Below are 20,264 nucleotides of genomic sequence, written 5' to 3'. Positions count from 1 at the left end.
CGCCAGCCAACAGCAACCCACGGGTTAGAGGGTATAAAGCGAAAATATTCTCGTTCGTTAACCATCACGACTTGGTGTTCCTCACCAAGCAGGTGTTTAATTTCGTAAGCTGCAGGCATACCACCTGTACCAGCACCTAGCACTACAATTTTTGCCATTGCACCAACACTCCCTTTACCTTCTCTGTAAACGCTATTGTCAGCAGAGGTATGTAAGGTATTGCTATACAAAGCTTGTGCCACGTCACATAATAAAATAAATACTATTATTTACAGTCGGTTAAAAACTATTGCAAAAAACAATCGAGATCTGATAGGAAAAGCAATTGACAAAAATGACACTCAATGCCATTTTTGATGATAAATATGTCACTTCTTACACAATAAAGACTCTATTCTTATGAAAAGCACTACCGTCGTTCAGTCAATGATCAATGCGATTGATAAGCCAGCCATATTTATCACGCCAGATTATGTTATTCATGCGGTGAATGAAGCTTATCTAGAAACTTATGATACTGAAGTGCTATTGGGACAAAGTCGTTGCCATCAAATTTCACACCACAGCAATGAACCTTGCGATAAACACGGTGAACAATGCCCGCTACAACAGTGTCAAAGTACCGCACGAGCAGCCAATGCTGTGCATATTCACAATACAACCGAAGGTCGATCCTATTGCGATATTTTGATGAAACCTATTAAAGATGATAACGGTATCATAATGGGATTCCTCGAAATTTTGGATGCAATAGATTATGCATCTACAGAGTCTAAAAAAGACTCAATGATTGGTGAGTCAGCCCCTTTTAAACAAATGCTCAATAAAATTAATCGCGCATCTCAGTCAAATATAGCGGTGTTATTACAGGGTGAAACGGGTGCAGGTAAAGAGCTTGTGGCAAAAGCTGTACACGCTTCAAGCAACAGAAAAGACAAACCTTTTGTAGTCATTGAATGTACGGGGCTGAGCGAAAGTCTATTTGAAAGCGAACTATTTGGTTATGAAAAAGGTGCTTTTACTGGCGCGACAACCACAAAAAAAGGCTTAATTGAAATCGCACATGGCGGCACAGTGTTTTTCGATGAAATTGGTGATATTCCAATGAATATGCAAGTTAAGTTGCTAAGATTACTAGAAACACAATGTTATCGTGCAGTCGGTGGATTAAAACAAAAACGATCCGATTTTAGATTAGTCAGTGCCAGCCATAAAAACTTACTCGATTTAGTTGAAAAAGGTGAATTTAGACGCGACCTTTATTACCGTATCGCGGGTTTTCCTATTTATCTTCCCTCACTCCGTGAACGTAAAGAGGATATTCCGGTATTAGCTAATCATTTTGTTAAACTGTCTGAATACAAACATAAAAAGTTTTCAGCCAATGCATTAACATTATTAAGTCAGTATCCGTTTCCGGGCAATATACGTGAACTTAAAAATGTGATTGAACAATCCGCATTAATAGCAAATGAAGATATTATTCACGGTAGTGATTTGCCCGAGAGCATTACGCATTCTAAACCGGCAACTGTCAATCAACCACAAACTAGCGACACAAAAGTGATCAGTTTAGATAATCTTGAAGCGGAATATTTGTCTAAAGTATGTCAACAATTTCAAGGTTCGCCCGCTGAATTAGCCATCATGCTTAATGTGAGTGTGCGAACCTTATATCGTAAATTACAACGTTATGGCTTAAAGCTGACCGTAGTAAACTAATGTTAATAAGCTATTCATTGTGACCCAAAAAAGAATGCTTTTTTTGGCAGCAACGTTTGAAATGCATTCCCTCTGCAACTTCCATTTCGCTTGCATCATGATCATGGCCACCACAATGTCCACCCTGACATCCACCGTCACCATGTTCATGACCACAACAGCCACCGTTAGCTTGTTTAGCTAAATGCTTTATGGAAGGTCTGCCTTGTATCGCATCGCTAAATTGCTCGCATTGTGGTAAATGATCATGTGCTAAATCATTAATGGCTGTACGGCCATTTTTTACATGAAACACTTTCAGTTGATGATTGAGCATTTTAGTGAGTAATTGCTGACCGATATTACGCACAATAACCCGCTCGGCCCCATGAGCCACGATTAAACTCAGTAATTGTTTTTTACCATCACAACCTTCAGTTAGCGCTGGGTTAGCAAAACTCGCTATCACTTCTGCATTTTCATTAATGATTATCATGCTATCTGCACGGCTAAAATGGTTGGCAATATGGTCATCTTTTATTGGTATGGCTGTAATCATTTTATTCTCTCTTGCAGTATTGGAGCTGCTTTATTCAGTGAGTGTTATTCAAGTTACCTGTCATCCTAGGCTCATTGTCATGATTGTTAACAAACTCTAAGTTTCTGGCATATGCTATTTAAGCACTTATTAATGGCATATGCTAACAATATTTCATTTAGTGTGATCGTTGTCCAATAATGTAATCTCATATACCCGCTATAAAATCTGCTAATGTCATCAACCTCCTATTACACATAGCTTGACTGCAACAGAAAATCGATTGAAGCCTGAACGTCTCTCACTCAATCACAGCGCTTTAATCAGCATTGACCATAATGATTACAGCTAAAACAAATACAAAACTAGCAACATTAGTTTCTAGTTAATTAATTAAAAATAAAATACTTTAATTATAATAACTTAATAACTATTTCTATGATTTTCGCATACTTGAATTCGCCATTTTTTATGATCTAGATCAAATAAACACTTGATACTTAGAGCCCTAATCATTAGGATCGTTATTAATTGAACGTTCAATTAATAACGTTCGAGTGATCAAAAGGGAGTTATTTATGCCAAGACCTGCTATGAAAAATGTCCGACAACAACAGCTCATCGATGCCACATTAATGTCTGTCGAGCGTCATGGATTACAGCACACCACCATCAACACGATCAGTGGTTTAGCGGGAATGTCATCAGGGATCATCAGTCATTACTTTGGCGGGAAACAAGGGTTAATCGAAGCCACGCTAAAATTCTTATTAGAAGAATTAAAGCAAGCCTTACTGGCGAAAACGTCAGGCAAAACATTAACTGCAGCTCAACGCTTGTCGATCATCGTTGAAGCCAACTTTACCGAACTACAGCGCTCGAATGCCGCCACCAAAACCTGGCTAAGCTTTTGGTCTCAAGCCATGCACGACCCTGGATTGGCAAGACTGCAAAACATTAACAACCACCGCCTTTACAGCAACTTGCTTTACTCATTTAAACAATTATTACCTAAGGCTGAAGCGGTCAATGCCGCCAAGCAAACTGCGGCGATCATTGACGGTTTTTGGTTGCGCAGTGCCTTAAGCAACAACCCGTCTGAAGATTTTAAGCAAGCCCAGACGCTATCGAAAGCCTTTATAGAAGCAGTACTAGTGCAACACGGAGAAAATGAATGTCAGCGTTAGTCACATATCAAAATTATGTCCATGGTAAATACATTTCAAATGGTAGCGGAGAAACCTTCGAAGTCATTAACCCTGCTACTGGCAGTGTCAGTTATTTAGTTGAAGTTGCAACAGATGCAGTGAAGCAAGCTGCCATCGACAGTGCAAAAGCAGGCTTTGCGGTTTGGTCAAAAATGACCCCAATGCAGCGCAGCCGAATTTTATTAAAAGCCGTCGCATTATTACGTGAGCACAATGATGAGCTTGCCGCTGGCGAGGTGCTCGACACAGGTAAGCCATGGCAAGAAGCTTCTGTTGTTGATGTGGTGACGGGTGCTGATTCAATTGAATTTTTTGCCGGCCTTGCCCCCAGCATTGAAGGAAATCAGCAACCTGTGGGCGATGACTTTTACTACACACGCCGTGAGCCACTTGGCATTTGTGCCGGTATAGGTGCATGGAACTACCCATTACAAATTGCATGTTGGAAAGCGGCGCCAGCACTCGCTTGTGGCAATGTCATGATTTTTAAACCGTCTGAAGAAACGCCACGCGGTGCCATGCGATTAGCAGAAATATTCACCCAGGCAGGGGTACCTGACGGTGTGTTTAACGTAGTACAGGGTGATGGCCGTGTGGGTGCATGGTTAACTACCCACGATGACATCGCCAAAGTATCGTTTACTGGCGAAGTCGGCACCGGTACCAAAGTCATGGCCGCAGCGTCTAACAGTTTAAAAGAAGTGACAATGGAACTTGGCGGTAAATCTCCCTTAATCATCTTCGATGATGCCGATGTCGAAAACGCAGTGTCTGCAGCCATGTTGGCCAACTTTTATACCCAAGGTGAAGTGTGCACCAATGGCACCCGCGTTTTTGTACAAAAAAGCATGTACCCCCACTTTATTGAACGTTTAAAGCAGCGTACTGAAAATAATATTGTGTGCGGCGACCCTATGGACGCAGCAACCAACTTTGGTGCATTGATTTCACGTGGGCATCAACAAAAAGTGCTTGAGTACATTGCGATAGGCCAAAAAGAAGGGGCGACCTTACTGACTGGTGGCACAGCATTACAGCCCGATAATGCACCTCATGGATTTTTTGTTGCGCCGACCATTTTCACCGATTGCACCGATGATATGACCATCGCCAAAGAAGAGATTTTTGGACCTGTGATGTCTGTATTTACGTTTGAAGATGAACAAGAAGTGATTCAACGAGCGAACAACACACACTTAGGCCTTGCTGCTGGGGTATTTACCCAAGACATTACCCGAGCTCACCGAGTGATACATCAACTAGAGGCGGGTATTTGCTGGATTAATGCCTATGGTGCATCCCCAGCTGAAATGCCCGTTGGTGGTTATAAAATGTCGGGGATCGGCCGCGAAAACGGCAGCGAAACATTAAAAGCCTACACTCAAATCAAAGCCGTTTATGTTGGCATGCAGCCACTTGAAAGCCCATTTTAGGAGTGACTCAATTAATGTCTAAACCCCAATCTCATCAATACGATTATATTATTGTCGGCGCCGGTAGTGCGGGTTGTGTATTAGCCAACCGCTTAACGGAAAACCCAGACAATAAAGTCTTAATTTTAGAAACCGGTGGTAGCGATAAAAGTATTTTTATTCAAATGCCAACCGCCCTTTCCATCCCGATGAATACTAAAAAGTACGCTTGGCAGTTTGAAACCCAAGCTGAGCCACATCTTGATAATCGCCGTATGCACTGCCCCCGCGGTAAAGTATTGGGCGGTTCATCGTCAATTAACGGCATGGTGTATGTGCGTGGTCATGCTCGTGATTTTGACGAATGGCAACAACACGGTGCTCAAGATTGGGACTACGCCCATTGTTTACCGTACTTCAAAAAGGCAGAAACATGGTCGTTTGGCGGTAATGTATACCGTGGAGATAACGGCCCATTAGCGGTTAATAACGGTAACGAGATGAAAAACCCGTTATATCAGGCCTTTGTTGATGCAGGTGTTGATGCAGGATATTTAGCGACCGAAGACTACAACGCCACTCAGCAAGAAGGCTTTGGCCCAATGCACATGACAGTTAAAAACGGTGTGCGTTGGTCGACAGCTAATGCGTATCTTCGTCCAGCAATGAAACGTGACAATTTAACTGTTGTAACACATGCATTAGTGCACAAGGTGATTATGCAAGGCAAAACGGCAATGGGTGTGCGTTACGAACGTAAAGGCCAAATGATTGATGTGCATTGCAATAAAGAGGTAGTGTTGTCGGCTGGCTCTATTGGTTCGCCGCACATTTTGCAGCTGTCAGGCATTGGTGACAAACAAACCCTTATTGACGCGGGCATTGAACCTGTTCATCACTTACCCGGCGTGGGTCAAAACCTGCAGGACCACTTAGAGTTTTATTTTCAATTTAAGTGCTTAAAACCGATCTCGCTCAACGGCAAATTAGACCCATTGAATAAATTATTCATTGGTACTCGTTGGATTTTAAATAAATCAGGTTTAGGCGCAACAAATCACTTTGAGTCTTGTGGCTTTATTCGTTCAAAACCTGGGTTGGAATGGCCAGATCTGCAATACCATTTTTTACCTGCCGCAATGCGTTATGACGGTAAAGAAGCCTTTGCTGGCCACGGTTTCCAGGTTCACATTGGTCACAACAAGCCAAAAAGTCGTGGCGCTGTCACTGTGGTGTCAAATGACGCGAAGGTGGCACCACAAATTCAGTTTAATTATTTATCTCATCAAGAAGACATTGAAGGCTTTAGAGCATGTGTTCGACTCACCCGTGAAATTATTAATCAGCCAGCATTAGATGAATACCGTGGTGAAGAAATTCAGCCAGGCTTAGCCATACAAACTGACGAGCAAATCGATGCATTTGTTCGCAGCTCAGTTGAGAGCGCTTACCACCCTTCTTGCTCATGCAAAATGGGCGAAGATGATATGGCCGTGGTGGACTCTGAAACTAGCGTACATGGCATTAAAGGCTTGCGTGTTGTTGATTCATCCATATTTCCTACCATCCCAAATGGTAACTTAAATTCACCCACTATTATGGTTGCCGAACGCGCCGCCGACATCATTTTAGGGAACAAGCTATTAGCACCGAGTTTGGCCAAAGTGACTATCGCCAATGATTGGCAACAGCAACAACGCCAACAAGCGCCAAAGAGAGCGTGGAGTTAATTAACGACATTTGTTTTAAGGGTTAATGGTCAACCTACATATTTGTCAATGGCCAACTTAAACCAGGTTCAATCTATCAGGGTTTAACTATCGACAGCGATATTTAAGGCTTGAGGGCATTTTTGCCTTTAAACATTGTTCTATGGTTAATTAAAAACATAAAACAAGGAGCTAACACTATGTTTGCAAACACAATAAAAGCAGGAGCTAAGTAATGACTACCTGGTTATCAATAGGCATTTTATTTACTTTTTCCGCCATCGCATTTGTGATTTATCGTTGGGGTAATATGCAATGTATCGGGGTTACACCGGTGCGAAAATTTACCTTTATCGCGATTTTATTTACCTCTGGATTAGATGTGGGACTGATTATGTTCCCACTGACCGAGTTTGCTGGATATGCGGATTTAGCCGCCAGTCCAGAATATGGATTTACCAATCCACTGGCCATCGAATTTGGCTTTTGGGCTTGTTTAATTTGGGCATTCTACTTTTTAACCTGTTTCTATTTTTGTGTCATAGAACCCAGAGTAAAGTTCTTTGAAATTCCATTAATAAAATTTATCAATAACCTCGTTATTATTGGTACCTGTGCATTTACCGCATACTTATTATTGTCAAACTTGCCTTGGTATTTACCTAATCTTGGCGACGGTGAAACGATTGTCAGCTCATTCTACTTAATTGTGTTTATGGTGATTGCGGCAGCGGTCTACTCCAGCACCAGCATAAAATATGTGCGCTACTTAAGTTTGGGCAGTACTTGGTTATTTTTTGGCTTAATCGCCATTATGTGGTCAGGGGCGTTTTTGTCTGACGAATCAAGTGTTGGTGAATTCTTTAGTACATTTGCATTAATTGGCGGCTACTTTGCCAACATGCACGAATTTGTATTACCGATGAATGATTACCATGAATTTTACCTATTCTGGTGGTTTGCCTGGAGTATCATGATAGGCCAATTTACCTCACGTTTTGTCGGCGGCATGAAAACCTATCAAGTGTTATTGGCGATGATGATATTCCCGTCAATTCCGATTGCGATTTGGTTTACTGTACTTTATTACTACAGCGCAAATGGCATTGATACCACAGGGTTCTACAACCTTGCGATGGTGATTGTCGGCATCACCTTTGTGATTAATTCATTAGACTCACTGGTGCGCTTATATACAGACAACTTAAACATGACAGTTGAACGTTTAGGTAAAGTGCCTTACATCATTGGCAATATCGTAGTCTTGAGCGGCCTAACCTTGTTATTTAAATTAGACTTTCTAGCCATTCAATGGGTTGGCGCATTAGCTATCACGCTCATTTTAGGATGTTTTGTTTATATTCTGAAAGGTCATCTATCGAAAGTGGCCGACATTGAACGCTCACCGAAAGCCAATAAAATTGATTTTACTAAAATCGAACTACTTGATTAATACAATAAAGAAAACAAGGATTGAAAATGAACACTAAAATAAAAACACTTGCGCTATTAAGCTTATTCGCACTGCCAAATACATTAATGGCAGATGAATTAAGTACCACTATTAATGCGACATCTGACTACACCTTTAACGGTGTTAGCCAAACCGATAACGACCCTGCATTACAAGCTAGCCTTGATTATGCATTAGACAGTGGTTGGTACATGGGCGCATGGGCATCGAATGTTGATTTTGGTGACGGTGAAGATACTTGGCTTGAGCTAGATTTCTATGTGGGTAAGTACATGGAGCTTACTGACCGAGTGTCACTCGATGCCGGTATCGCTTATTACACTTACCACGGTGATGATGCGTCTGATGAATATTACTATCCAGAAGTTTACAGTAAATTTGGCTATACCTCTTCGTTAGGTCAAAGTGAGTTAAACTTTTGGTATTCATGGGATTACTTTGGCCTAGATGCTGGCCATTACATTGCAATGGTAGCCCATACTTTTAGCATTGCTGAAGGGCATGACATCCGTGTGAGTTTTGACCGTTCAACATCAAATGATAAAAACAAGTGGTCATGGGATGGTGATAAGTCTTACAACCATTACCGCGCAGAGTATATGACAAGTTGGGAAGGCTTTGATTTTAACGTTGCCGTTGAAGACACCAGCATGGACACTGACTTAAGTGACACTCGTGCAGTGCTATCAGTATCACGTACATTCTCACTGTAATTTGATCTCAACGTCAAAAGCAGAATAGCTGCATGCAGTTATTCTGCTTTTTTGATTTTGCGCATGAGTAATTGGGCGTTTTCTGTTAAGGTGCAGGCTTAATTATTCTCAAACTAACCAAGTGATTGGTAAGAGGACATGATGGAAAAGTACGAACAATTATTAATTTCATTGCGCAGAGTGATTAGAGCTATCGATATTCATTCTCGTCAATTAAACAAACTGTCAGGCCTCACTGGGCCTCAGCTTATGGTGATGAAAAAAGTCAATGAATTAGAAGCACCTTTAGCCAAGCAGATTGCTCAAGAGATTAATTTAAGCGCCGCCACTGTCACCACCATTATCGATCGCTTAGAAAGCCGTAATTTGGTGATCCGTACCCGGAGCGAAACCGATAAACGAAAAGTACATTTATCATTAAGTGACGCAGGAAAAGAATTACTCAGTGGCTCACCAAAACCACTTCAAGAACATTTTATTAAGCATTATCAAAATCTTGAAGAATGGGAACAAAGCCAACTTTTGTCAGCAGTTGAACGCATCGCCTCAATGATGGACGCCGATGAAATCGACGCCGCACCAGTATTATTGGTGGGCCAAATTCAACCTGAAGTTCCGCAATAAACTCCGCTGAATTAATCCGCAGTATCTCACCTAGACACACAAACGCGAGCCTTAGTTCGCGTTTTTCATGTCTGGCTTATATCCATGTTACCAAGGCAGTACTTGCCCATTGGCGTGTTTAAATACACCAGTGGTTGCCATGCTTAAACCATCAATTAAACCAATCAAACGAGACGCTGAATCAGTGGCAGAAATATCACCGCCATGGTTCACCATTTCAGTTTGCACATAACCTGGATGATAAATGCCCACAGCAATCTCTCTAGGGGCTAAATCATGGGCTAATGACATTGACGCAGCATTTAATGCTGCTTTTGACATGCGGTAACCATAACGGCCACCAGAAGTATTGTCACTGATTGACCCCATGCGTGAGGTAATCATCGCCACTTTAGCCCCGTTAACTAAATTAGCTTGTAAGCTAGCCACAACATGCAAAGGGGCTAAAGCGTTAACCTCAAACTGTTGGCGTATGGTATCGAGATTAAGGTGCCCTAGTCTTTCGTCACGTAAAATTCCGGCATTACAAATTAACAAGTCAATCTGTACCCCATGTAAACTGTGTTGCATGGTTTCAATACCAGAGGCTTCGGTCACGTCAACCCCTTCAATAACCTTAACATTATTGCCTAATGCTGCTAATTCAACTGACGATTGTCGACATAGCGCATAAACAACATGGTTTTGCTGTGCATATAATGTCGTCAATGCGAGACCTATGCCTCGGTTTGCCCCAGTAATGACAATTTTTTTCATGTTGCATCCTTATTATCTATAGTGTCAGCAACGATCATTTTGCCTTTAAATGCACCAAAGAGTGCAATACAGGCACCAGCAAATGCAGCAAAAGAACACATTAATCGATAATCACTGTTATCAATAAAAAAGTTAGTGACACTGAACACAAGCAATATCAACATGCCGATATTTTTTACTTGCATCATTTTGGGCTCAAACATCAGCCATGATTCGCATTTAGGACACTGGGCTTCGACGCCATGTTGACCTTTACGAACCACTTTTAGTGATCGCCTTGCTAGTTGGCTATTGCAGCTTGGACATTCCATTCATATTCACCTTTATTCACGCTTTGCCAATATGATAACGCGGCCTAACTGTCTGATAAAGTTACAATGCCGTTAAATACGTCATATTATCAATCAAATTGGCTCCAATAACTTGAATGCTCATTCAAGATTTATATTGAACACTTGATATAGTTGGTTTATAGTCTGCCATTGATATACAGACACAAAAAGAATGTCTACAGTTGTTACACACTTTGGGTCATGCAGAAATGGCAGGCATATGAATTATTCTATTGGTTTTGATGTGTATGGCACGTTAGTTGACCCTGTTGATATGGGGCAGCATCTTGAAAATCTTATTGGCGACAAAGCCTCAGAATTTGGCCAGTTATGGCACGATAAAAAAGTAGAATATGCCTTTAGACGCGGGTTAATGCAGCAATATGTTGATTTTACCGTTTGCACTCACCAGGCGTTACAATATTGTTTAAATGTATATCAGCTGTCGTTGTCGTCTACAGAGCAGCAGCAATTAATGGCAAGGTTTGCCGAGTTAAGTGCGTTTGATGATGTGATACCAGGACTAATGGCATTGTCTACACAAGGTCATCAACTCGCAGCCTTTTCTAATGGCCCTGAAGGCTCAGTACGTAAACTGATGAACAACGCGCAAGTATTACAGCACTTACATCATGTCATTAGCGTTGATGATTTACACACATACAAACCCAATCCTGATGTGTATCAGTATTTAATGAGACGAATGCACGCCGACATGAACTCATGCATGATGGTGTCGAGTAATCCCTGGGATGTGATTGGAGCTAAATCAGCAGGCTTACAAGCCGTATGGGTAAAACGAAGCCAAAGTAAAATATTTGACCCATGGGAAATACAACCAGATTTAATCGTGAGTGATTTATGTGAATTAGCCGCCGCACTTAAACGTTAGCAGCTTAGCTAACCACTGTGATAATAATATTTTAATTAAACGCGAGAACTTATCTGCAAATAAGCAGCAATGACTTGCGACAATTGCTGAACAAGTATTAGGAGTTTTTATGAGTAACCAATATGTTCCACCTAAAGTGTGGGTTAATGAGCCAAGCAGTGCTAACAAATGGGCCAATATTAATAGCCCCGTTTCTGGCGCACGGTTCGAAAAAACATTGCCAGTTGGTGAGCATGCTTTACAGTTGTATTCACTTGGCACACCTAATGGCCAAAAAGTGACGATTATGCTTGAAGAGTTATTAGCACTTGGGATCAAAGAAGCTGAATATGATGCGTATTTGATTAATATTAGTGAGCTTGACCAATTTTCATCGGGTTTTGTTGCTGTTAATCCTAATTCAAAAATCCCTGCCCTAGTCGATAACTCGGGTGATCAAGCCGTTAATGTATTCGAATCAGCGTCTATTTTAGTGCATTTGGCTGAAAAATTTGGCCACTTCCTACCCAAATCAGGTCCTGCACGCACTCAAACCTTTAATTGGTTATTTTGGGCACAAGGTTCTGCGCCGTTTCTTGGTGGTGGATTTGGACACTTTTATGCTTATGCCGATGAAAAGCAAGAATATCCAATCAATCGCTTTGCGATGGAAGCTAAACGTCAGCTTGATGTGTTAGACAAGCAGTTGGCGAATAACACCTTTATCACCGGTGAAGACTTCACCATCGCCGACATGGCCATTTGGCCTTGGTATGGCAACTTGGTATTAGGCAACTTATACAGCGCGGCTGAGTTTTTGGATGTTGCCAGTTATAAAAATGTTGTGCGTTGGGCAAATCTCGTTTTACAACGCCCTGGCGTTCAACGTGGCAAAATTGTCAATACATCATGGGGTGATGTGAGCTTAGCTGAGCGTCACAGCGCTGCAGACATTGATACTGCACTTAACAGTGAAAAATAGACAATATTAAGACTGGTATTTTCAAACCAATAAAAAACCTAGCAATAATTGCTAGGTTTTTTTGTTGGTTAACGGCTTAACTAGGCTTAAATCACCATGGCCAACTCAGCACCTTGACGAATCGCTCGTTTAGCATCAAGTTCAGCGGCAACATCTACACCACCAATAAGGTGTACGGGTAACCCTGTAGCTTTCATTTCGTCAACCAGTGCGGTGTTAGACTCTTGTCCGGCACATAAGACAACGTTATCAACAGCGAGCACTTCAGCTTGCTCACCCACTTTGATGTGCAAACCTTGCTCATCAAACTTCTCGTAACTGACTCCAGTTTTCATTTTCACTTCATGCTGTTTAAGCACGCTGCGATGGATCCAACCAGTGGTTTTCCCCAAACCTTTACCCATTTTGCTGGTTTTACGTTGTAATAAATACACGTCACGACCTGGGTGATGTTCAGCTTCTTCAGTTAACCCACCCGCATGTTGATATGTTTTATCAATGCCCCATTGGGCTAACCATTTGTCAGTTTGTAAACTTGTCGACTCACGCTCACACAAGAAATGCGCCATATCAAAACCAATACCGCCAGCACCAATAAGTGCGACGCTTTGACCAATCTCGACCTGTCCATTAAGCACTTGTTGATAATCAACCACTTTAGGATTATCGAAACCTGGAAGTTTAAGTTCACGCGGGACCACGCCCGATGAAATCACCACTTCATCAAATTTTTCAGTAGCAAGCACTGAAGCATCGAGTTTAGTATTTAAGCGTAAATCGATGTTATGGAGCTTAATCTGATTGATAAAGTAACGAATAGTTTCGTTAAATTCTTCTTTACCCGGGATTTTACGGGCCAAATTAAATTGTCCGCCCACTTCAGATTTGGCTTCAAACAATACCACCTCATGACCTCGACTTGCCGCATACATTGAAAATGCCATGCCAGCAGGACCTGCGCCCATCACTGCTATGCGTTTTTTATGCGTAGTAGGAGTAAAGTTAATTTCAGTTTCATAACAGGCTCTAGGATTAACTAGACAGGTTGCCCGCTTCATTGAAAACGTATGGTCTAAACAGGCTTGGTTACAGCCTATACAGGTGTTAATCAGCTCTGGCGTATTGGCCGCAGCTTTATTAACAAAATCTGCATCGGCTAAAAAAGGCCGCGCCATTGATACCATATCTGCTTGGCCTGAGGCGATAATCGATTCGCCAATTTCAGGTGTGTTAATCCGGTTTGTGGCAATTAATGGGACCTTAACTTCTTTTTTGAGTTTTTCAGTCACCCATGCAAATGCGCCACGCGGCACGCTAGTCGCAATGGTGGGTACACGGGCCTCATGCCAGCCAATACCTGTATTAATAATACTGACACCTGCTTGCTCTAACCATTTAGCTAACTTAACGACTTCATCCCATGTTGAGCCATTATCGACTAAATCGAGCATCGACAAACGGAACACAATGATAAAGTCTTTACCGACCTTTTCACGAATGGCTTCAACAATTTTCACCGGAAATTTGGCACGATTATCAAAATTACCGCCCCATTCATCGGTGCGTTTGTTAGTGCGAGAGCTAATAAATTGGTTAATTAAGTAACCTTCAGATCCCATCACTTCTACGCCGTCATAGCCAGCTTTTTTCGCTAAGGCTGCGCTAGTTGCATAATCTTTAATAGTGCTGCGCACTTGACGACCAGACATTGCCGAAGGTGTGAAAGGCGTAATGGGAGATTTTATTTTACTCGGTGCTAAGCTAAAAGGATGATAGCTGTAACGGCCCGCATGTAAAATTTGCATACAGATTTTACCGCCGGCTTCATGCACGGCATCGGTAACGATTTTATGCTTACTAACCTGCCAAGAGAAACTCAACTGGCAAGCATTAGGCGCTAAGCGTCCGCGCAAATTAGGCGCGATACCACCGGTGACAATTAAGCCTACCCCGCCTTGAGCACGTTCTTTATAAAACGCTGCCAGTTTCTCAAATCCGCCTTTTTCTTCTTCTAAGCCTGTGTGCATTGAGCCCATTAACACGCGATTTTTCAGCTGTGTAAAGCCTAGATCTAAAGGTTCTAATAAGTGTGGAAACGACATTCAAACATCCTTTTTAAACAAGTGATTTAAACCAGCATACAACGACATTACTATTTGCTCAATCATTTAAACGGTCGTTTGTTAAAAACCTTTACAATTCAGTTTCACATTTGGTTTGATTTTCAGTTAGGATGGCTATATTAGACTGATAAAGGAGTGGCTAATGTCCGCTAAACCCTCGTTTTTAAAAAGGATGTTTTTACTGTTGTGGAACACGGTAAACACTATTCGCAAGCTTATTATTAACTTCATTTTTTTTGGTATTTTAGCCATCATTTGTGTGGCATTACTGAGCAGTGGTGACGAAATCATCGTCGAAGACCAATCAGCATTAGTACTAAACCTCTCTGGTAGCATTGTTGATCAAAAACATTATGTGGACCCTTTCGAAGCGGCATTAACCCAAGGCCAAGAAAACGATCCAAATGGTGAAATCTTATTATCTGATGTGCTTTACAGCATTAATAATGCCACTGAAGATAAGCGCATCAATACCATCGTATTGGATTTAGCCAATCTGCAAAGTGCTGGGATCAGTAAAATGACTGCCATTGGTGACGCGTTAACGCAATTTAAAGCCGCCAACAAATCAGTCATTGCCATGGCCAATGGTTATGATCAAAACCAATACTTTTTAGCTAGTTTTGCTGACAAAATTTACCTTAACAATAAAGGAATGGTGTCACTAGATGGCTTAAGTCGCTATCGCCTTTATTACAAGGCTGCATTAGAAAAGCTCAAAATCACTACCCATGTTTTCCGTGTCGGTACCTTTAAATCGGCCGTAGAGCCTTTTATCCGTGATGATATGTCTCAAGCAGACAAAGAAGCCAGTAAAGTGCTGCTAAGCGACATTTGGCAGAGTTATTCAACCATAGTGGCCAGTAACCGCCAGATATCACCCGATCAATTAGTATTGAGCACTGATGCTTATTTGGAGCAACTTGAACAAGCTGATGGTGACAGTGCGCAAATGGCCGTTAATATGAAATGGGTTGATGAGTTAGTTACTGCTGATGCATTTCGTTTAGCGATGATGGAGCGTGTCGGGAGTGACAAAGAAGGCAAAACGTTCAGACAAATCAGCTTTAATGACTATCTCAGTGTCACCGCGCCGTTACCTAAGTTTGTTGAAAGTGACTCAGTTGCTGTCATTGTCGCCAAGGGTAATATTTTAAACGGTAGCCAACCTGCAGGACAGATTGGTGGTGAAAGTACCTCTGAGTTATTGATGAAAGCACGCTTTGACCCTGTCGTAAAAGCGGTAGTATTGCGCGTTGACAGCCCTGGCGGAAGCGCATTTGCATCAGAACAAATTCGCCAAGAAGTATTGGCATTAAAAGCGGCTGGTAAACCGGTTGTTGTGAGCATGGGCAGCTTAGCGGCGTCAGGTGGCTATTGGATCTCAGCAAGTGCTGATTACATTGTCGCAACGCCAACAACGCTAACAGGCTCTATTGGTATTTTTGGAATGTTTGCCACGTTTGAACAAGCATTGACACATATTGGTGTGACATCTGATGGCGTAGCGACTTCAGATTGGGCAGGCTTATCACCTGCACGTGAACTCAGCCCTCAGGTGGCGGCTGTTATTCAGCGTCATATTGAGCGCGGATATCATGAGTTTATTTCGTTAGTTGCACAAGAGCGTCATATGACCCTTGAACAAGTTGATAATATTGCTCAAGGTCGTGTATGGACAGGCAAACGCGCCCTCACCTTAGGTTTAGTTGATGAACTCGGTGATATGGACGTTGCACTGAGTAAAGCTGCCGAGTTAGCAAACATGGACAAATATGATGTTAAGTTGATTGAGCAGGAACTCAGCGCAGAGCAAAAACTGATGCAAGAAATTTTCAATGCAACGGCGTCTTATATGCCAAGCAGCTTTAGCCACAACACTGTGGTTGAGAAAATGGTTAAGCAATGGGCAAGCGTTTATGAAGAGTTTTCAAAGTTTGATGACCCAAACAATGCCTACCTATATTGTGAAGGCTGCAGTTATTAATCGTTGTGTTTACGCAATAAATGACTCAATGTGATTGATTCATATTAGTAAGAATATGAAGATTATTCAAAAAAGGCCTGCTATGCAGGCTTTTTTATTGGGGATCTGCAAATAAACTCGTATAATTTGCATTATCTTCACTTACAGTCTCTTTCGAGTACACACTTCATGACAAAACGTTCAATTTACGTTGCTTATACTGGCGGTACTATCGGTATGCAAAAAACGGCTAATGGCTTTGTGCCTGTCGCCGGCTTTTTAACTGATTGTGTTCAATCGATGCCTGAATTTTACCATGACGAAATGCCTTCTTTTGTCATCCATGAATATAGCCCGTTGATAGACTCGTCCAACATGGCCCCAACCGATTGGCAAATGATAGCTAATGATATACATGCCAATTATGACAAATACGATGGCTTTGTGATTTTGCATGGTACTGACACTATGGCTTATACCGCATCAGCGTTATCATTTATGCTACAAGGCTTATCTAAACCGGTTATTGTCACAGGGTCACAAATTCCACTCGCGCAATTACGCTCTGACGGGCAAACCAATTTATTGAATTCGTTATACATTGCCGCTAACTATCCTGTAGCTGAAGTATGTTTGTTTTTTAATAATAAATTATTCCGTGGTAATCGCTCAACCAAAGCACATGCCGATGGTTTCGATGCATTCGCTTCGCCTAACTTCCCTATTTTGTTAGAAGCAGGTATCAAGATAAATGTAAAAGCGGGCAAAATAAGTGCGCCAACAGAACACCCTTTGGAAGTGGTCACCATTAGCCCACAACCTGTTGGCGTGGTGACGTTATACCCTGGTATTTCGACTGAAATTTTTATGAACATTTTGCAACAGCCAGTGAAAGCCCTAATCATGCTGACTTTTGGGGTAGGTAATGCCCCACAAGATAAAAACTTGTTAGAGACGCTAAAACAAGCTGATGAGCGTGGAATTGTGTTGGTAAACTTAACACAATGTTTTCAGGGTAAGGTGAATATGGGCGGTTATGCTACTGGCAATGCGTTAGCACAAGCTGGGGTGATCAGCGGTTCAGACATGACCATTGAAGCGGCATTGGCTAAATTGCATTACTTACTGTCAATTGGTTTGACACCAAATCAAATTAAACAACGTATGCAGCAAAACCTGCAAGGTGAACTAACCGAAGGTTAACAAAATAAACACCTGATTTTATTGATTTTAAAAATAAAAACGCGRACCMWWANGGCTCGCGTTTTTTAATTAAATAATTTCATCCAAAACTATAAATCAGCTTCTTTAAACTCGGCAATCGCTTCGCCTTTAAACTGCTTTTTTAGTTCAGATTTAGACAATTCGTTAATGTTTCCACCCGCGGCAATGGTAAAATGCTCTGTTTGATTTAGCTTTCTCGCTTGATACAGCATGACCACTTGCAAGGTCGATTCACGCTGCTGCTCAGTCAACACAGTGCCATCATCCCATTTACCCAGTTCTGTGGCAGACAGTAAACGCTGATACACTTCTTGTGGCATTTCATCGATGACTTTATTGATATCGTTCATACTGACTTCCGTTTATGTAACACAATTCTGACTCGGGTAAACAAGTAACCTGTAAAGCCAATCACAAAGCTTGCTATGGCAATATATGATGTTAAGCCTTGAGCGGGTTCGCCGCCCCAGAACCACACCACAACACCCGCAATAAACAAGGTTAAAAATATAAAACTCTGATTCATTAAGCTGTTTGAGCGCTCTATGTGACTAATAACAGACAATGACTCGGTGTTTCCGGTCAAGTTTGTTTTGCAATGTTGACATTGTTTAGCCTGACTAGAAATACGTTTTTGACATTTAGGACACGCAACTAACGCCATGATTACTGTACCTGCTATATCAAATGAATGATTATAAGCTGTCGACAACGGCCAACATGGCCACTAGCGACGCTTCGCCTAAATATATGCTGCGCTCAGGAGACCAACCAACAAATGGGTCTGCCAAGTTGGCGTTATCTTTAAATGGCATTTCTAATGTGTTTGATAGGCAAGAGAAAGTGTTTGCGACCCAGTTAGAACCCACCGTTAAATTTGCTTTACCTGGCTCGTCTTTGTCGTAACCAAATTCTGTTTGGAAATCTGCACTCGCAATGGTTAATGCACTCACAAATTGTTGTTGTAATGCAGCCATTTTATCATTGTAATTAGGCACGCCTTCACAACCGGCTAAAAACACATAAGGCAAACCTTCATCACCATGCACATCGTAAAATAAATCTACGCCGGTTTGGTGCATTTTGTTCACTACGTAGTAAACTTCTGGGCTTTTTTCCAAGCTGGGTGTTTGCCATTCACGGTTTAAGTTTGTGCCAACAGCATTGGTACGTAGGTGGCCACGTGCGCTTCCATCTGGGTTCATGTTAGGTACAACATAAAAATTAGCTTTGTCTAACAGCGCTTTAGATGTTGGGCAATCACCATCGAGTAAACGATTAAGTAGACCTTCAACTAACCATTCAGCCATGGTTTCGCCCGGATGTTGGCGTGCAGTGATCCAAATGTTTTTCTTGTCTGGATTGCCGTCACCGATTTTCAGCAAGCTCATGTCTCGGCCATCTAAGGTTAAACCTAAATGCTCCAAGCTGACTGCTGGGTGAAGCTGTACTTCGCTGATAAGATCTAAATGACGTTCGTAACTGTATGGGGCAAAGTAAGCAATTTGAATAGCTTCACAATCTAATTCAGCTTGAATCGTTAAGACACCATTTTCATATTGAGTGGGTAGTCTGAACCATGTCGCGCGGTCGTAACTGGCAACGGCTTGATAGTCTTCCCAACCTTTTGGGTAAGACGCGCTGCCTGCATTAAGGATATTCAAGGTATAAGTCTGACCGACCTCACCTTCTAAACGGAAATTGAACCACTGATAAAATTCATCACCAAAATCAGGACGAATAGCGAGTTGAATGTCATCGTGTTTGTCGATATTGATGACATTAATATTGCCACCGTCAAAGTTTGCACTGATCCGCATTGGGAATTCCTTTAATTTGCTTACGCTTTTTATTGGGTCGTTAATGCCCGATTTATGCGCCATAGCTTATCAAATGCGGCTAATAGTGTGAACCTTTAAAAGCTAAAGCTGTAGCCTTGTCCTCTGACGGTATTGATTAAATCACGCGGTAAATTGCCTTTAGCTAATTTACGTCGAGTATTACTGATGTGCATGTCTAAATTACGATCAAATCGTCCAAGTTCTTTATGTAAAACACGTTGTTGTAATTCAGCTTTTGTCACTACAGCACCTTGACGTTCATATAAATATTTAAACAGACGGTACTCAGTTTGAGTCAGAATTAATGGCTTGTCTTCAAGATAGACAGTGTAATTAACATCATCGAAATGTATTTTTTGCTCGGTAATATCATTGAGTGGCATTTGAGTTCGGCGTTTGAGGATATTAAGTCGTAATTGTAATTCACGTACGTTAACAGGTTGACTTAGGTAGTCATCAGCACCCAACTCGAGCGCATTAATTCGCTCTAACTCATTATTGGCATCGGCAATAACGATTATTGGCGTCGGCGCTTGTCTTGCGACTAACAACCAAAATGAATCCATTTTCGGTACGGCAAAGTCCAATAAAATGGCTTCTAAGGTTAAGGTTTCCATTTTGATCAACGCATCAAAGGCATTATTCACTTGATGGACGTAGTACCCTTGCGCGTTAAGTTGTTCAAATAACTCATGAGACGCAGAATGTAGATCAATTAAAAGAATATGTTTCATTGCAAACCACTTAATGATAACGATTTCTATTTAGATTATCACAAGAATTAACAACT

19 protein-coding genes are annotated in these 20,264 nt (G+C 41.6%); 11 read left to right on the top strand and 8 right to left on the bottom strand.

Going from position 1 to position 20,264, the window contains the following annotated elements; all coding sequences use genetic code 11:
* The first annotated feature begins 399 nt into the window (after window positions 1-399).
* Window positions 400-1,722 carry a sigma-54 interaction domain-containing protein gene (locus PQR79_RS02880; RefSeq protein ID WP_238103657.1) on the top strand — a complete coding sequence of 441 codons (1,323 nt, stop codon included), beginning with the start codon at window positions 400-402 and terminating at the stop codon, window positions 1,720-1,722.
* A gap of 10 nt (window positions 1,723-1,732) precedes the next feature.
* Here the strand turns inward: PQR79_RS02880 and PQR79_RS02875 are convergent, their stop codons facing one another.
* Window positions 1,733-2,260 carry a NifB/NifX family molybdenum-iron cluster-binding protein gene (locus PQR79_RS02875; RefSeq protein WP_238103656.1) on the bottom strand — a complete coding sequence of 176 codons (528 nt, stop codon included), beginning with the start codon at window positions 2,258-2,260 and terminating at the stop codon, window positions 1,733-1,735.
* Between the two features lie 557 nt (window positions 2,261-2,817).
* On the opposite strand from PQR79_RS02875, the gene betI reads away from it, so the two are divergent.
* The 6 genes from betI to PQR79_RS02845 all read left to right on the top strand — a co-directional run bounded on the left by betI (window position 2,818) and on the right by PQR79_RS02845 (window position 9,379).
* Window positions 2,818-3,426: a transcriptional regulator BetI gene (gene betI / locus PQR79_RS02870; RefSeq protein ID WP_238103655.1), complete on the top strand. Its 609-nt coding sequence runs from the start codon at window positions 2,818-2,820 to the stop codon at window positions 3,424-3,426.
* Window positions 3,414-4,880: a betaine-aldehyde dehydrogenase gene (gene betB, locus PQR79_RS02865; RefSeq protein WP_238103654.1), complete on the top strand. Its 1,467-nt coding sequence runs from the start codon at window positions 3,414-3,416 to the stop codon at window positions 4,878-4,880. Before betI ends, betB begins: the two co-directional genes overlap by 13 nt.
* A gap of 14 nt (window positions 4,881-4,894) precedes the next feature.
* A complete protein-coding gene (betA, locus tag PQR79_RS02860) occupies window positions 4,895-6,589 on the top strand; it encodes a choline dehydrogenase (RefSeq protein WP_238103653.1) in 1,695 nt (564 codons plus the stop codon).
* Between the two features lie 214 nt (window positions 6,590-6,803).
* Entirely contained in the window at window positions 6,804-8,021 is a 1,218-nt protein-coding gene (locus tag PQR79_RS02855; protein ID WP_238103652.1) for a BCCT family transporter, read from the top strand.
* 26 nt (window positions 8,022-8,047) lie between these two features.
* Entirely contained in the window at window positions 8,048-8,755 is a 708-nt protein-coding gene (locus PQR79_RS02850) for a TorF family putative porin (RefSeq protein ID WP_274408372.1), read from the top strand.
* Between the two features lie 141 nt (window positions 8,756-8,896).
* A complete protein-coding gene (locus tag PQR79_RS02845) occupies window positions 8,897-9,379 on the top strand; it encodes a MarR family winged helix-turn-helix transcriptional regulator (protein ID WP_238104177.1) in 483 nt (160 codons plus the stop codon).
* 87 nt (window positions 9,380-9,466) lie between these two features.
* Here the strand turns inward: PQR79_RS02845 and PQR79_RS02840 are convergent, their stop codons facing one another.
* Both PQR79_RS02840 and PQR79_RS02835 read right to left on the bottom strand, forming a co-directional pair.
* Complete coding sequence (locus PQR79_RS02840) at window positions 9,467-10,135, bottom strand: SDR family oxidoreductase (RefSeq protein ID WP_238103650.1); 669 nt, start codon at window positions 10,133-10,135, stop codon at window positions 9,467-9,469.
* Window positions 10,132-10,446 carry a hypothetical protein gene (locus PQR79_RS02835; RefSeq protein WP_274408371.1) on the bottom strand — a complete coding sequence of 105 codons (315 nt, stop codon included), beginning with the start codon at window positions 10,444-10,446 and terminating at the stop codon, window positions 10,132-10,134. The genes PQR79_RS02840 and PQR79_RS02835 overlap by 4 nt, the downstream gene beginning before the upstream one ends.
* Before the next feature lie 241 nt (window positions 10,447-10,687).
* Here PQR79_RS02835 and PQR79_RS02830 point away from each other — a divergent pair, with 241 nt between their 5' ends.
* Both PQR79_RS02830 and yghU read left to right on the top strand, forming a co-directional pair.
* Complete coding sequence (locus tag PQR79_RS02830) at window positions 10,688-11,359, top strand: haloacid dehalogenase type II (RefSeq protein ID WP_238103648.1); 672 nt, start codon at window positions 10,688-10,690, stop codon at window positions 11,357-11,359.
* Window positions 11,360-11,468: 109 nt separating this feature from the next.
* Complete coding sequence (gene yghU / locus PQR79_RS02825) at window positions 11,469-12,320, top strand: glutathione-dependent disulfide-bond oxidoreductase (protein WP_238103647.1); 852 nt, start codon at window positions 11,469-11,471, stop codon at window positions 12,318-12,320.
* Between the two features lie 86 nt (window positions 12,321-12,406).
* Here the strand turns inward: yghU and PQR79_RS02820 are convergent, their stop codons facing one another.
* Entirely contained in the window at window positions 12,407-14,422 is a 2,016-nt protein-coding gene (locus PQR79_RS02820; RefSeq protein ID WP_238103646.1) for an oxidoreductase, read from the bottom strand.
* A 163-nt stretch (window positions 14,423-14,585) separates the two neighbouring features.
* Here PQR79_RS02820 and sppA point away from each other — a divergent pair, with 163 nt between their 5' ends.
* Both sppA and ansA read left to right on the top strand, forming a co-directional pair.
* The gene (gene sppA / locus PQR79_RS02815) at window positions 14,586-16,430 is read left to right on the top strand and encodes a signal peptide peptidase SppA (protein ID WP_238103645.1); all 1,845 of its coding nucleotides are present in this window, start codon (window positions 14,586-14,588) and stop codon (window positions 16,428-16,430) included.
* A gap of 168 nt (window positions 16,431-16,598) precedes the next feature.
* Window positions 16,599-17,612 (top strand): asparaginase, encoded by a 1,014-nt coding sequence (gene ansA / locus PQR79_RS02810; RefSeq protein WP_238103644.1) that lies wholly within the window; start codon window positions 16,599-16,601, stop codon window positions 17,610-17,612.
* An 89-nt stretch (window positions 17,613-17,701) separates the two neighbouring features.
* Here ansA and PQR79_RS02805 read toward each other — a convergent pair whose 3' ends face one another.
* The 4 genes from PQR79_RS02805 to PQR79_RS02790 all read right to left on the bottom strand — a co-directional run bounded on the left by PQR79_RS02805 (window position 17,702) and on the right by PQR79_RS02790 (window position 20,208).
* Complete coding sequence (locus PQR79_RS02805; protein ID WP_238103643.1) at window positions 17,702-17,983, bottom strand: YeaC family protein; 282 nt, start codon at window positions 17,981-17,983, stop codon at window positions 17,702-17,704.
* Window positions 17,980-18,297, bottom strand: a complete 318-nt coding sequence (locus PQR79_RS02800) for a zinc ribbon domain-containing protein (RefSeq protein ID WP_238104176.1) — start codon at window positions 18,295-18,297, stop codon at window positions 17,980-17,982. The genes PQR79_RS02805 and PQR79_RS02800 overlap by 4 nt, the downstream gene beginning before the upstream one ends.
* A gap of 31 nt (window positions 18,298-18,328) precedes the next feature.
* Complete coding sequence (locus PQR79_RS02795; protein WP_238103642.1) at window positions 18,329-19,453, bottom strand: M14 family metallopeptidase; 1,125 nt, start codon at window positions 19,451-19,453, stop codon at window positions 18,329-18,331.
* Window positions 19,454-19,548: 95 nt separating this feature from the next.
* Complete coding sequence (locus PQR79_RS02790) at window positions 19,549-20,208, bottom strand: response regulator transcription factor (RefSeq protein ID WP_238103641.1); 660 nt, start codon at window positions 20,206-20,208, stop codon at window positions 19,549-19,551.
* Between the last annotated feature and the right edge of the window lie 56 nt (window positions 20,209-20,264).

The organism is Shewanella metallivivens (genome assembly GCF_028750675.1).
Taxonomy (GTDB): domain Bacteria; phylum Pseudomonadota; class Gammaproteobacteria; order Enterobacterales; family Shewanellaceae; genus Shewanella; species Shewanella metallivivens.
The sequence above is the reverse complement of the archived record's forward strand: the minus strand, read 5'-3'. Positions and strand labels throughout refer to the sequence as shown.

Excerpts from the sequence above, each read along its gene's own strand:
- PQR79_RS02850 (WP_274408372.1), top strand. The coding sequence starts at position 8,048 with ATGAACACTAAAATAAAAACACTTGCGCTATTAAGCTTATTCGCACTG.
- ansA (WP_238103644.1), top strand. The coding sequence starts at position 16,599 with ATGACAAAACGTTCAATTTACGTTGCTTATACTGGCGGTACTATCGGT.
- betI (WP_238103655.1), top strand. The coding sequence starts at position 2,818 with ATGCCAAGACCTGCTATGAAAAATGTCCGACAACAACAGCTCATCGAT.
- betA (WP_238103653.1), top strand. The coding sequence starts at position 4,895 with ATGTCTAAACCCCAATCTCATCAATACGATTATATTATTGTCGGCGCC.
- PQR79_RS02840 (WP_238103650.1), bottom strand. The coding sequence starts at position 10,135 with ATGAAAAAAATTGTCATTACTGGGGCAAACCGAGGCATAGGTCTCGCA.
- PQR79_RS02875 (WP_238103656.1), bottom strand. The coding sequence starts at position 2,260 with ATGATTACAGCCATACCAATAAAAGATGACCATATTGCCAACCATTTT.
- yghU (WP_238103647.1), top strand. The coding sequence starts at position 11,469 with ATGAGTAACCAATATGTTCCACCTAAAGTGTGGGTTAATGAGCCAAGC.
- PQR79_RS02795 (WP_238103642.1), bottom strand. The coding sequence starts at position 19,453 with ATGCGGATCAGTGCAAACTTTGACGGTGGCAATATTAATGTCATCAAT.
- betB (WP_238103654.1), top strand. The coding sequence starts at position 3,414 with ATGTCAGCGTTAGTCACATATCAAAATTATGTCCATGGTAAATACATT.
- sppA (WP_238103645.1), top strand. The coding sequence starts at position 14,586 with ATGTCCGCTAAACCCTCGTTTTTAAAAAGGATGTTTTTACTGTTGTGG.
- PQR79_RS02835 (WP_274408371.1), bottom strand. The coding sequence starts at position 10,446 with ATGGAATGTCCAAGCTGCAATAGCCAACTAGCAAGGCGATCACTAAAA.
- PQR79_RS02855 (WP_238103652.1), top strand. The coding sequence starts at position 6,804 with ATGACTACCTGGTTATCAATAGGCATTTTATTTACTTTTTCCGCCATC.
- PQR79_RS02880 (WP_238103657.1), top strand. The coding sequence starts at position 400 with ATGAAAAGCACTACCGTCGTTCAGTCAATGATCAATGCGATTGATAAG.
- PQR79_RS02790 (WP_238103641.1), bottom strand. The coding sequence starts at position 20,208 with ATGAAACATATTCTTTTAATTGATCTACATTCTGCGTCTCATGAGTTA.
- PQR79_RS02830 (WP_238103648.1), top strand. The coding sequence starts at position 10,688 with ATGAATTATTCTATTGGTTTTGATGTGTATGGCACGTTAGTTGACCCT.
- PQR79_RS02845 (WP_238104177.1), top strand. The coding sequence starts at position 8,897 with ATGGAAAAGTACGAACAATTATTAATTTCATTGCGCAGAGTGATTAGA.
- PQR79_RS02820 (WP_238103646.1), bottom strand. The coding sequence starts at position 14,422 with ATGTCGTTTCCACACTTATTAGAACCTTTAGATCTAGGCTTTACACAG.
- PQR79_RS02800 (WP_238104176.1), bottom strand. The coding sequence starts at position 18,297 with ATGGCGTTAGTTGCGTGTCCTAAATGTCAAAAACGTATTTCTAGTCAG.
- PQR79_RS02805 (WP_238103643.1), bottom strand. The coding sequence starts at position 17,983 with ATGAACGATATCAATAAAGTCATCGATGAAATGCCACAAGAAGTGTAT.